Origin of the sequence: Cellvibrio sp. UBA7661, from assembly GCA_002483365.1 — a bacterium.
GTDB lineage: Bacteria > Pseudomonadota > Gammaproteobacteria > Pseudomonadales > Cellvibrionaceae > Cellvibrio.
Genome location: DLHT01000006.1, coordinates 270,710 through 282,912, shown reverse-complemented (window position 1 = coordinate 282,912; position 12,203 = coordinate 270,710). Strand labels below are relative to the sequence as shown.

At 48.8% G+C, this 12,203-nt stretch carries 9 protein-coding genes; 5 read left to right on the top strand and 4 right to left on the bottom strand.

Annotated elements, in window-relative coordinates; all coding sequences use genetic code 11:
• Positions 1–47: 47 nt before the first annotated feature.
• Positions 48–1,421 (top strand): ADP-ribosylglycohydrolase family protein, encoded by a 1,374-nt coding sequence (locus B2739_RS05360; protein WP_331344835.1) that lies wholly within the window; start codon positions 48–50, stop codon positions 1,419–1,421.
• 51 nt (positions 1,422–1,472) lie between these two features.
• Here the strand turns inward: B2739_RS05360 and B2739_RS05355 are convergent, their stop codons facing one another.
• Positions 1,473–2,633 carry a helix-turn-helix domain-containing protein gene (locus tag B2739_RS05355; RefSeq protein WP_331344834.1) on the bottom strand — a complete coding sequence of 387 codons (1,161 nt, stop codon included), beginning with the start codon at positions 2,631–2,633 and terminating at the stop codon, positions 1,473–1,475.
• Between the two features lie 149 nt (positions 2,634–2,782).
• Between B2739_RS05355 and B2739_RS05350 the strand changes: the two genes are divergently transcribed.
• Positions 2,783–3,844, top strand: a complete 1,062-nt coding sequence (locus B2739_RS05350; RefSeq protein WP_331344833.1) for an alpha/beta hydrolase — start codon at positions 2,783–2,785, stop codon at positions 3,842–3,844.
• A gap of 108 nt (positions 3,845–3,952) precedes the next feature.
• Positions 3,953–4,915: a DUF368 domain-containing protein gene (locus B2739_RS05345; RefSeq protein WP_331344832.1), complete on the top strand. Its 963-nt coding sequence runs from the start codon at positions 3,953–3,955 to the stop codon at positions 4,913–4,915.
• A 124-nt stretch (positions 4,916–5,039) separates the two neighbouring features.
• Here the strand turns inward: B2739_RS05345 and serA are convergent, their stop codons facing one another.
• Complete coding sequence (gene serA / locus B2739_RS05340; RefSeq protein WP_331344831.1) at positions 5,040–6,269, bottom strand: phosphoglycerate dehydrogenase; 1,230 nt, start codon at positions 6,267–6,269, stop codon at positions 5,040–5,042.
• Between the two features lie 330 nt (positions 6,270–6,599).
• Here serA and B2739_RS05335 point away from each other — a divergent pair, with 330 nt between their 5' ends.
• Positions 6,600–7,820, top strand: a complete 1,221-nt coding sequence (locus B2739_RS05335) for an MFS transporter (RefSeq protein ID WP_331344830.1) — start codon at positions 6,600–6,602, stop codon at positions 7,818–7,820.
• On the opposite strand, the gene tsaA is transcribed toward B2739_RS05335, so the two are convergent.
• Complete coding sequence (gene tsaA / locus B2739_RS05330) at positions 7,803–8,519, bottom strand: tRNA (N6-threonylcarbamoyladenosine(37)-N6)-methyltransferase TrmO (RefSeq protein ID WP_331344829.1); 717 nt, start codon at positions 8,517–8,519, stop codon at positions 7,803–7,805. The two genes, B2739_RS05335 and tsaA, sit on opposite strands and share 18 nt — an antisense overlap.
• 354 nt (positions 8,520–8,873) lie before the next feature.
• On the opposite strand from tsaA, the gene B2739_RS05325 reads away from it, so the two are divergent.
• On the top strand, positions 8,874–9,818 hold the full coding sequence (locus B2739_RS05325) for a choice-of-anchor A family protein (protein ID WP_331344828.1): 945 nt from the start codon (positions 8,874–8,876) through the stop codon (positions 9,816–9,818).
• Between the two features lie 67 nt (positions 9,819–9,885).
• Here the strand turns inward: B2739_RS05325 and B2739_RS05320 are convergent, their stop codons facing one another.
• On the bottom strand, positions 9,886–12,069 hold the full coding sequence (locus B2739_RS05320) for a metallophosphoesterase (RefSeq protein ID WP_331344827.1): 2,184 nt from the start codon (positions 12,067–12,069) through the stop codon (positions 9,886–9,888).
• Positions 12,070–12,203: the final 134 nt, after the last annotated feature.

The window sequence follows — 12,203 nt, the reverse complement described above, 5'->3', positions numbered from 1 at the left end:
GATGTGGAAAAAGAGAAGAGGCTGAAAGCCTTTCAAGAGGAGAGTGTATGCGTAATGTTGCATTTCTAATATTGTTGCCAATATTCGTAGGTTGTGCTGCGGTTAATGAAAAACACACAAAGGAGTCAGTAAATAAACCTCGCGTAATTGAAGTGTCCCGCGCTGCTTATCGCGACTCCCTGTATGGATTTTGGTTAGGCCAATGTATTGCTAATTGGACTGGTTTGGTGACAGAAATGGATAAAGTCGGAAACATCGGTGATATCAAAACCGGTGATTTTTATACGCGTAACGATTGGGGCAAAAAAGATCTGCCGAGTATTTGGGGGCAAGGTATCCCCAGCAATTTATCGGACACCATTGATTTTGTGACTGTTGATGAGAAAGGTGTCTGGGGTTCAGATGATGACACGGATATTGAATATATTTATCTGCAACTGTTGAAAAACAGTCCATCCGTTCTGCTCACGCCGGAGCAGATTCGCACAGGTTGGATGACGCATATTTATTCTGCAAAAGAAGAAACCCCTTTTGGCCGTGATCCGGAAGGAAATTATGAAAATTTTTTATGGGTATCAAATCAAAAAGCATTCGACTTGATGTCTGATGGTGTGCTGCCCCCTCTCACGGGAAGCCATACCCTGAACCCCCATTACGATATGATCGATGCGCAGCTGACGACGGAAATTTTCGGATTTTTTGCACCTGCAAGACCGGATATCGCTTTGCAGTTAGGTGATTTGGCTGTGCGCACGGTAGCCGACAAAGAAGCTGCCGACATCGCTCGCTTTTATATCGTGATGTATTCACTCGCGCCTGCGGTGGACAAAAAATTGTCGCGCAAAGAGCAAGTGTTATGGCTGGCTGAACAAGCACGTTCTTATTTGCCGGAGGGTGGTCAGTATCCTGCCGCAATGTTTGATTTCGTCAAACAACAATATCATTCAGGCGTAACTTGGGAGCAAGCGCGCGATGCCATTTATGTGCGCTACCAGCAACAGCAACAAGACGGTTATGACCTGACATCGCGCAATCTTTATTGCAATGGATGTTTTGCCGCAGGTATTAACTTCGCTGCAAGCTTGGTCAGTTTGTTTTATGGTGAAGGTGACCTGAAAGAAACAATTAAGATAGGTGCTTTGGCAGGCTGGGATTCTGATAATCCCACTGCAACCTGGGGTGGGTTGCTAGGTTTTATGTACGGCCAAAAAGGAATTGAAGATGCCTTCGGTAAAACATTTTCAAACCGATTTAACATTCATCGCACGCGTAAAAATTTCCCTAACAATGGCATAGATACATTTGAGAGCATGGCGGATGCAGGCGTATTAGTCGTTGATAAAGCCATTGTCGAGCTATCAATGGGTAGTCTGGATAAAGTAAATGATAAATGGATTATTGGCGGAGAGAACAAAAGGTAGAAACAGCCCAGGTAGAAAACAGAATAGCCGGCATAATTGCCGGCTTATTTATTAGGCAGCTTTATTTTCTTTGTTTAAATTTTGCTTACGGTATTCGGTAGGGGACATTCCCACCAGTCGATTAAAAAAGCGATGAAAGGCTGATTTGCTGTTAAAGCCCGCGTGTAGTAATACATCCATTACGGTCATGTCGGCGTGTTGTGCATCGCCTAACAAACGCTTCGCTTCTTCAACGCGGTAGCTGTTCATAAATTCAAAAAAGTTGGTGCCGTAATGTTTGTTGATGACGGCGGAGACTTCTTTGACAGGCAAGTTGATACGCTTGGAAAACTCATCGATATTGAGGTTTTGTTTTAAAAACAATTTTTGTACTTCCATGCCCAGCTGTACTTTCTGGATTGCGGAGTCGGTAAGCTTTTCGTCAGTTTTATCTTTGGTAGCTTCAGGCTTGGTGGTGAGTAATTTGTGTGTGTGTACTACGCTGTTAATGAATAACGCGTTGATCAGGATAAATACAACGTAGTTTTCTGCAATACCGAACAGATCCGACACCTTGGGTGCATCCAGTGCTACGGTATTGGCGATGACATGGACGAGTATCGAAAAGCTCCAGGTAAATAAGAAACCCAAACTCAACATATTTAACCAAGTGGGTTCGGTAGGTGAAAAGTTGGAGTATTGGTTGTGCAGGCTAATACGATAGCGACGCACAGCATTCACTGAGGCCAGCGCATAAAAGAACGGCATGATTTTAATAAAATGCCATACGCAGTTGGCAATTTCACGTTCTGTTTCGGTTTGCCCGAGGGTTTTGAAACGTAAATCGGAACTGTCAATTTGGAAGCCTAGTAACCATAGCAATGCAACTGCAATGGGTGCGAGGTGCAGCAGGTGTCGCCGCGTAAACCGGAAGGCATCTTCCGTGAGTGCAACAACATAAAATAACAACATGTGGCCTTTGAGTAGCTGCGCAATAACCAAAAAATACGGCAGCATGGTTTCATCAAAAAGCTCAAACAGTTTTACATCGTCATTCCATAAAACCAGAATACAAGCGGAGCTGATGGCGATGGAAATTAAGAAAATACTGAGCAGACGGTTGGCGAGTTTGTTTTTGACCGGCAGTATCGCTTGGAAAATCACCAGCAGGATACATTCGGCAACGGTCATGAATAAGATGACGTCGTGGATATTGAAAATGTGTTTTTGCATGAGCGTCAAACCCTGGTTGTCGTTGTTATGTGTTATTAGGTCTGTAATGTGTCAGGTTGTGGCCTGTGTTTGAGGGGGGGATTATAGTGGATGCAATCTTTTGTGTCGCAGCCAATCTACCCTCTTACCCCCTATTTATGGATTGTGTTATGGATTATGACCCTATGCCGGATATTGCCCGTTCTTTGCTCTCCGGGAGCAGCCTTTTATTTACTTCGCAGCATGCACAAGAGTTGATCGCGCAAATACCGGAATTGCGGTTTGATCTGGCGCACGACCAGGCGTTGGTTGAGACACCGGGCGCGCAAACCTACTTGAACTTTTATAGTATCAATTTCGCCAAATACCAGAATTATCTGGGACACGGCTTTGGTTATGTAATGGCGGCGGGGTTTCGCATTGCCACCCATTACTGGTTGCCGTTGAACCCTGTGTCGCCCCCTAAAGGTACTTTGGTCATTGTGCATGGCTATTACGATCATGTGGGTGTCTTTGATAAGGCAATTGCGTTTGGTTTACAGCAAGGGTTTGCGGTGATGGCGTTTGACCTGCCTGGCCATGGATTAAGTAGCGGTGAGCAGGTTGCGATTGATTCGTTTGATCAGTATGCCGATGTGTTGGAAACCCTTTTGCAATCAGCACGTCATCTGTTGCCAGCACCTTACTATGCGCTGGGGCAGAGCACCGGTGGTGCAGTCTTATTGAATCATTTGTGGCGTTATGGACAGCAGCCTGTGGCTTTGCCATTTGCCGGTATCGCACTCTGTGCGCCCTTGATATTGCCGTACGGATGGGGATCGGGCCGTTGGCGTTATGCATTACTCCACCACTTCGTGAAACGTATGAAACGCGGCCCCTCACAAAGCTCGCATGATGAGGCATTTAACCGTTTTGTGGATAATCAGGATTGTCTGCAATCGCGGTTTTTGTCGGTGCGTTGGGTGGGAGCCATGAAAGAGTGGAACGCCCGGTTTCGCCAGTTCCCACCTTTGCTTACACCCCAAGTGGGATCGAAAAAACCGGTTTTGGTGGTGCAGGGCGATGAGGATATGACGGTCGATTGGCGCTACAACCTCACCCATATCCAGCACGCTTTACCCGGTACCAAAATTGCAATGATTCCCGGGGCGCGCCACCAGTTGGTGAACGAAGAGTTGGTTCTGCGCGAGAAAATCTTTATGGAAATTAGTCGGCATTTCTTCAGCGATTGACTTGTTGATCTAGTGATGCTTCAGGCACACTCGCGCCAGTTTTTTATCCTTTATTCATTATTTTTTTCAATTTTTTCTCTACGGATTTCTGTAGAAAAAGGAGCTAACGTGCATCAATCTGACCGAACGATTAAAGATTACTTATTGGTATTGCTGAAGGGGCTGTGTATGGGCGCTGCCGATGTGGTGCCGGGCGTGTCGGGCGGAACTATCGCGTTTATTACCGGTATCTACGATGAGTGGCTCAATTCCCTCAAGCGTTGCACGCCGGCGGTGTTGTTGATGTTAAAGCGTGAGGGTATCGCCAAGACCTGGCGTTATATCAATGGTAATTTTCTGTTGGCGCTATTCGGCGGGATTCTCATCAGTCTGAAAACCTTTGCTGCGATTGTGTTGATCGCGATGGATTCATATCCGATTTTAGTTTGGGCATTTTTCTCCGGTTTGGTGGCGGCCTCGATTTATCATCTTGCGCGCGAGCAACGCGGTTGGGGTGTTGCGGAGGTGTTTGGCTTGCTGTTTGGTATCGCCTTTATCTTAGCGATTTCGTTTATGGCTCCAGCGCAGCTGCCGGGGCATGGGTGGATTTTATTCCTGGGTGGTTTTGTTGCGATCTGTGCCATGATCCTGCCGGGTATTTCAGGCAGTTTTATTTTGCTGTTGGTGGGGTTGTATCCGGTCTTTTTGCAGGCGATCCATAACTTGGAGATCGTCAAACTGCTGTGGTTTGGTGCAGGGTGTATCTGTGGCTTGATTGTCTTTTCGAGCTTTTTGTCATGGCTATTAAGCCGCTATCACAGCCAAACGTTATCGGTGCTGATCGGCTTTTTGGTTGGTTCGCTTTATGTGACCTGGCCTTGGAAAAACGCGCTGCTCACCACGACTGACAGCCATGGCAGAACCGTGGTCTTGCAACAGGAAAATCTTAATCCGTTTAATTTTCTGGCGGTGACCGGCAGCGAACCCCAGATCGGGCTTGCCATCCTGTGGGCATTTTTGGGAGTTGCTCTGGTGCTTGGTGTAGAGCAGGCCGCTTTGTGGATCAAGCGTCGCAATGAGGTTGCTGCATAAGGTCGATGTGTCTGATGCAATAAAAAACGCCGCAATCCTTTCGGGTTGCGGCGTTTTTTATTGCTGCGCTATTAGCTGATTAGAGCAATACGCGGCAGCGACTTAGAAAAGCACGCGGCAGCGACTAGAACAACACGCGACAACGAATAGTCCCTTCAATATTCTTCAATTGCTCCAGCGCGATTTCATCGTAGGGCGAATTGATGTCCACTACCACGTAGCCAACCTTTTCGTTGGTTTGCAGATACTGGGACGAGATATTGATATGGTTGTCGGAGAAAATCTTATTGATCTTGGACAGCACACCCGGAACGTTGGCGTGCACGTGCAGCAAGCGGTGTGCATCCGGATGACCAGGCAATGCCACTTCCGGGAAGTTGACCGAGCTGGTGGTGGTGCCGTTGTCGGAGTATTTGATCAGCTTTTCCGCGACTTCAATACCGATGTTCTCCTGCGCTTCCATGGTGGAGCCGCCGATGTGTGGGGTCAAGATCACATTGTCCAAACCGCGCAAGGGGCTGATGAACTCATCGCCATTGGCTTTGGGTTCTTCGGGGAATACGTCAATTGCCGCACCGGCGATATGGCCGGATTTAATAGCATTGGCCAGTGCATCGATATCCACTACGGTGCCGCGCGAGGCGTTGATGAGGATCGCGCCCTGTTTCATCAGGCCAATTTCACGTGCGCCAATCATCATCTGGGTAGAGGCATTTTCCGGCACGTGCAGGCTGACGATGTCAGAGGTTGCGAGCAGCTCATCCAGCGAGCGTAATTGCGATGCATTACCCAGTGGCAGCTTGGTGACCACATCAACAAAGCGCACTTTCATACCGAGCGATTCAGCCAGCACACTGGTTTGGCTACCAATCGAGCCGTAACCGATCAGGCCGAGGGTTTTACCGCGGATTTCATAAGAGCCGACCGCTGATTTATCCCAGCCGCCGCGATGGCAAACAAAGTTTTTCTGCGGAATATTGCGCAGCAGCAAAATCGCCTCGGCAATCACCAGTTCGGCAACTGAACGGGTGTTGGAGTAGGGTGCGTTAAATACTGCAACGCCGTGCTCTTGGGCTGCTTTCAAATCTACCTGATTGGTGCCGATACAGAAGCAACCGGCAGCGATCAGCTTGGGCGCATTTTCAAATACGCGGCGGGTCAGTTGGGTGCGCGAACGCAGGCCGACGAAGTGGGCGTCCTGAATGCGCTCGATCAATTCATCTTCACCCAGCGCGGTTTTCAGGTAGTCGATATTGGTGTAACCCTGCGCATTCAAAGTGTCCACCGCTGACTGGTGTACACCTTCCAGCAACAGAAACTTGATCTTGCTTTTATCTAACGAGGTCTTGCTCATGGAACAATCTCCTAAAGTGCCTTGCACCTAAAATTGAAAGCGGTGTGCAGCGTGTCTCCGGCAGGTTAAATAAGGGGAGACTGAATGGCCGGGCATGAGTGCTAAACGAGCGCCGGCGGGGCTGAAAAAGTGGCGCGCATGATACCACAAGCCGGCGTGCGATAAGCAGCTGCCAGGTCGGCCTGACTTGGGATATTTGGCGCAGATGGTTAGGTGAGTGGTTTTACTCAGCTTATGGTCAATTTTTATATTACCTGCAGGGGGCGAACTTCTTATAATGCCGTGACCGATTATCTGCTGTAGGTAATCATCACCTTCGAGGTTCAAGGTTTGTCATCCCCTTTGTCATCACCCGCTGTATCAAACGAAGCTCCATCTCCCACCTTTTTTATCGCACTTCTCGCCATGGGGCTGGGCAGTTTTGCGATTGGCGTGGGCGAGTTTATTTCCATGGGCTTGTTGCCTGAAATTTCTACCTCGCTTGCGATCAGTATCCCGCAGGCCGGGCATTCCATTAGCGCCTACGCATTGGGGGTGGTGGTGGGGGCGCCGGTGCTTGCCGTGCTCAGTACTGGCCGGTCGCGCACGCGCATGTTGGTGGTGTTGATGGGCTTGTACGCTATCGCCAATATCGCCAGTGCTCTGGCACCGAATTATGAGGCTATGTTGCTGCTGCGTTTGCTGAGTGGGCTTCCCCACGGCACTTTCTTTGGTATCGCCTCGCTGGTCGCGGCATCGCTTGCACCCGCGCATATGCGCACCCGCGCGGTGGCCTATGTGATGCTGGGGTTGTCCATCGCGACGCTCGCGGGTGTGCCCATCGCTACTGCTCTTGGTCAGTGGCTGGGTTGGCGCTCGGCCTTTGTATTGGTGGGGTTGATTGCGCTGGCATCGGCCATTTGTATTATTAAATTTGTCCCTTACGAAGCACCGCAGGAAGGTGGGCGTGTTTCCCATGAGTTGTCGATGTTCACCAACCGCCAGGTATGGATCACCCTGGGAATTGGTGCGATTGGTTTTGGCGGTTTGTTTTCGATTTTCTCCTACGTCAAACCAACGCTAATGAGTTTGGCAGGGTTGACCGAAATGGGCGTGCCCTTTGTACTCGCGCTCTTTGGTGCAGGTATGGTGGTGGGCAATATTTTTGGCTCGCGCATGGCCGACCGGGATTTACTTGGCACCATCAAGCGCTGTCTGATCTGGTCGATGGTTGCCTGCGCTTTCTTCGCGATTGTCGCGCCTTATTTGTGGTTGGCGTGCATCGCCGTATTTTGTGTGGGTACCGTGGTGGTGATTGGCCCCGCGGTGCAAATTCGCCTGATGGATGTTGCCGGAAAGGCGCAGACCATGGCCGCCGCAATGAACCACTCCGCGTTTAATTTTGCCAACGCCGCCGGTGCGTTTTTGGGTGGCGTGGCGATTGATGCAGGTTTGGGCTTTGCCTCTACCGGTTGGGTGGGGGTGATACTCTCAGCCGCGGGTTTGGCGATGTTTTATTGGATGGTGATTGATGCCAAAGGTGCACAGGCCGCATCAGGTCGCGGCGATTAGTTCAATCAGGCGAATATGATGCTGGCCGTTGTTAATCCGGTACTGCCAACGCACGTCCAAATCCAGTAGTTTCATCCCATACACGCGCTCCGGTTCCGGTTGCTGATACTGCGGGCGCGGGTCTTGTTGTAGTACCTGGGTGATAAGCCCCGCCAGATCAGTGCCGGTGTTGCGCTGGTAATCCGCGCAAAATGTACGTAATTCATCGGGGATCTCTACCCCGGTCAATGCGGGCATACTGGCGGCAAAGGTATTTTTTGCCTCGGGCACGCAATCCACATAGGGCACATAGGGTTTGATATCCAGCACCGGTGTGCCATCCAGTAAATCCACGCCACTGATCTGCACCAGCAGTTTGCCATCGCGTTCAATAATCCCTTCAAAGCGCACGACCGATAAGCCAATCGGGGCGGGGCGGGTAGGCGAGCGCGTCGCAAACACCCCAAGCGTTTTGTTGCCGCCCAAGCGCGGCGGTTTCACTTTGGGTTTCCACTCCTCCCGCTTGTTGGCGTGAAACACAAATTGAACCCACAAGTGCGTGCAGCCTTCCAACCCGTCAAACGCACTTGGCTCGTTGTAAGGAGGGAATAATTCAATCTGCGCACGGGCAAGTGGTGCGAGGCCAGGTTGGCGTGGAATACCAAATTTTTCCTTGAAACAGGAGTGCACAAGGCCGATGGCGGGAAAGTGGAATTCCATAGACAAGCTGCCGTATTGAGAGAGCTGCACAGGCTAGGCAAAAGTGGCGGCCAGCTCAACCCTAATTTAGACCGGCGCTGTTATTGGAAAGACGCTGCTTTTGGAATGAGCGATCAGTGTGAAGCCTTGCTTGAGCCCGTGAGTTGACGCAAATTATCGATTGTCTATTCTTATCAGGATAAAAATGTCCTTCGCTGTCATTTTATGGTTGTCGGCAAAATTGACACTTTTGTGTGATGCGGTTCGCAAAAAATAGCTGCGAGCTTTGATGCTAAAGGAAAAAACAAAGCAGGTATGCTTTGTGCTTATTGTCGGATATACCAATAAACGGACATTACTACCAGAGAACTTTTTATGCGTTTTTATTCCAAACTGCTGGCGATTGCCGGTGCGGCTTCCTTCTCGGTGATGGCGTCAGCCACCCCGTTGAATGATTACAACCTGATTTTGTTCGGCGACTTGAATGTATCTGGCGGTAGCGGCCATATCGAAGGCAAAGCCTTTATTGGCGGCAATGTCGTCAACGCGTCGGTATTTGCGCAGAAAGAACCGGATAACTCTACTGCCGATACCGTGAAAGTTGTTGGCAACTTCAAGAGCAATAGCGGTACGCATATTGATGCCGGTTATCTCGCCTATGAGGGTAGCTTCTCCGGCCCTGCCAATATTTGTAACGGCACGGACATGGGGCAAAGTGGCTGTCTTAAGAAAGTGACCGACGGCTCTTTAAGTGCAGAAAAAGTTGATTTGTTCAACGTGCTGCAGGCGGAATCTGACTATTACAAAGGCTTGGCCAGCTCGGACAATACCGCGTTAATCGGTGACATGAACAATAAAAAGTTCAGCTATACCGGTGGTGCAACTGACCTGGTCGTTTTCAATATCACCGCAGACCAGCTGACCGGACCCCAATGGAGTCTGGATATGGATTTTGCCACTGCCCTGAATGTTGTGATCAATGTATCGGGCACCAGTTTTAATGCGGGCACTACCAAAAACGGTACCCAGAGTTTCCGCAACAACTTCAACAACGTGTTGTGGAATTTCTACGAAGCCACCACTTTGAATTTTGGCGATTCTTGGTATGGCTCCATTCTCGCGTTAAACGCCACCATTAAAACCAACTCCAATCTGGATGGCGCTATTGCAGCCAAATCCTATAAGGGTAATGGCGAAATTCATAAAGGCAGCTGGGATTACACCCCGCCAACCGTCGAAGTACCTGAACCGTCGCTGCTTGGGTTAATGATGGCCGGATTGGGCTTGCTGGGCCTTGGCCGTTTGCGTCGCCGCCGCTAATCGGTTTTTATTTAAAACTAAAATGCCCCGAGTGATCGGGGCATTTTTTTTGCCTGTCACAAAACAATTATTGCATCGCCTGTTCTGCATCCTGCGATGGGGGTGATGGAATGGCTGTTGATGTGATAACTGTAGATGGCACGGCTGCAGATGAAAGCGGTGTAATTTCACCCGTATCCAGTTTCAGCAAAAAATGATCGCTCGGCGCATCACCAGAAAATTTCACCAGAATAGTTAGCAGTTTTCCCAAGCGCTGCTGATAAAAAGGCAGTGGGTTATCAACCGGATTGTTGGCTGTAGATTGATTATTTTGCGATAACAACAATTGCTGTGCGAGTATTTGGTAGTGCGCGAATCGTTGCGCGCTAATGTCTTGCAGTGCGAGTTGATCTGCACTCCATAAACGATAAAAATCCACGCTTAAATCACTGCCGGTCCAGTCGGCAAAACTGGCCAGCATCAAACCGTTTTTTTGGGCAACAATCTCTGCCTGTTTGGTTGCCTGTTGCCAGTCTCTCTTCACAGCTTCATAGCTATCCTGGTTGTTTATTACGGCTGTTAACTGCGCGAGACTAATATCAGTTTTTAATTGCGAGAGAATCAACAGTTGCATTCCATTTAATTGCATCAATAACGCGCGTATATCCGCAGGCCACTCCTGTGGCAAAAAACGCAAGCGCGCCAGTTCGCGCAAATGCCATTCGGTAAATTGGCGATAATGTGTTGCTTGCAGGATGTTGTTGTCCCAAATGTCGGGCGCATTGATCGATTGCAAATAATTCCATTCTGCGCGGTAGTGCGCAAACAATTCATCAAAACGCGGCACTTCTTTTAAGGCAACTGTTTCCACTTCAACGTGTTGATTCTGTTTGATGATCAATATTTTATAAGCGGGAATATAAGCTGCAAGTGAAGGTGCTTGAATGTTGAATAACACATTGCCGTTTTCACCGCGATACACACCTGTATCATTAATATGCATATGGCCTGCAACATGAATTTTCAGCCCGGTATCGGCCAAGGCTTTGCTGGTGTTGGTGCTCGGGTTTCGGTTGAGCTGAAATTTTTGCTCGCCCATTAATTGCGCAATATCGCCGCCTGCGCCGTCATAAAATTCCTGCATCGGAAAATGGGAAAACGCAATCAGGGTTTTCCCTTGCGCTTGTGCGCGTGCGACAACATCGGTTATCCATTCCAATAAATGGGTTTTGTGGGTAATGACTTTGTTGTAGCCCGCATCGCTTGACCCCATAAAATTATCAGGATCTTGCGCGTTGCCGGTGCCGCCCATTTCAGGTTGGTAAACATTGGCATCAATTGCCAGCAACCATAAACCATCGACGGGCTCTACCAGATAACTGCTGTCGGGCAGGTGATAACAATCGCTGTAGTGCGCTTGTTTGTACACTCCGCCGGTACCTTGATGGCAAATTTCATAGTGCCGGTTTTCAAATGTTGCTTCGCGTGTAGCAGTTGCAAGATCGTAGTGATTTTTTTTGGTGCTGTAAGGTGTTTCAAAATAACGATAACTCGCCTTGGGGTAAAAACCGTGGTCGCCCAGCAAATCCATAATGGATTGATAACCTAACTCCTGCACCTCATCCGAGCACACTACGTGATGTCGCTGCGCTTCATGACGATGTTTTTTTTGCATTGGGATTTCTTGCATTGACATTTCTTGAATGGACATTTGTTGTGTGCACAGTGGGTGTTGCCTGCTAAAAATCGGCTGTTCTTTTCCATCTGTACCTAAGTAGTCCTCTTTTCCTGCCGGATGTGAAAACGGTCGTGTTGGATCGTGATTGCCCGGTGCGGCAAAAAACTCAATACCGTATTGGCGGTGGTATTGATCCAGAATGGTTTTTAATCCGCGTAAATGTGCGGGTTGGCCGTCATCACTAAAGTCGCCGGGCAGGGCAACGTATTTAATGTTGCGTTGGGCAATGTCATCGAGTGCGGCGAGCAGTGAAAAATAATTTTCATTGAATAAACGTGTGGAGTGCAATTGCGCGCGCATAGAGCGAATGCTCGCGTGTTGCGTGCCGTAAGGCGTTGTTGTGGGCAAGCCGGAAAAATGATCGCCGCTGAAATCGGCATAGATATCGTGGAAGTGAATGTCCGGCATAAACGCAATTTGTAGCGCAGCAGTATTTTGATTGTTGGTTGATTGTATTTGTTGAGGCGGTTCCGGCGCGCATCCGGTGATGAAAATAAACAGAGTGAATGCAACTAAAAAGAAAATTTTTTTCATAGTGAAAAATCTATAAGCAACATAACAATCAAATAACGGTGCAGTCTATTGCAGAATCGCTACAGCCTTATGACAAACAATAAAATGAAATTTCGATAGAAAGTCGGCATATAAAAATACGAGGATACATTGTT

Coding starts and splice junctions, on each gene's coding strand:
- B2739_RS05320 (WP_331344827.1), bottom strand. CDS start 12,069: ATGAAAAAAATTTTCTTTTTAGTTGCATTCACTCTGTTTATTTTCATC.
- B2739_RS05350 (WP_331344833.1), top strand. CDS start 2,783: ATGGATTATGACCCTATGCCGGATATTGCCCGTTCTTTGCTCTCCGGG.
- tsaA (WP_331344829.1), bottom strand. CDS start 8,519: ATGGAATTCCACTTTCCCGCCATCGGCCTTGTGCACTCCTGTTTCAAG.
- B2739_RS05355 (WP_331344834.1), bottom strand. CDS start 2,633: ATGCAAAAACACATTTTCAATATCCACGACGTCATCTTATTCATGACC.
- B2739_RS05325 (WP_331344828.1), top strand. CDS start 8,874: ATGCGTTTTTATTCCAAACTGCTGGCGATTGCCGGTGCGGCTTCCTTC.
- B2739_RS05360 (WP_331344835.1), top strand. CDS start 48: ATGCGTAATGTTGCATTTCTAATATTGTTGCCAATATTCGTAGGTTGT.
- serA (WP_331344831.1), bottom strand. CDS start 6,269: ATGAGCAAGACCTCGTTAGATAAAAGCAAGATCAAGTTTCTGTTGCTG.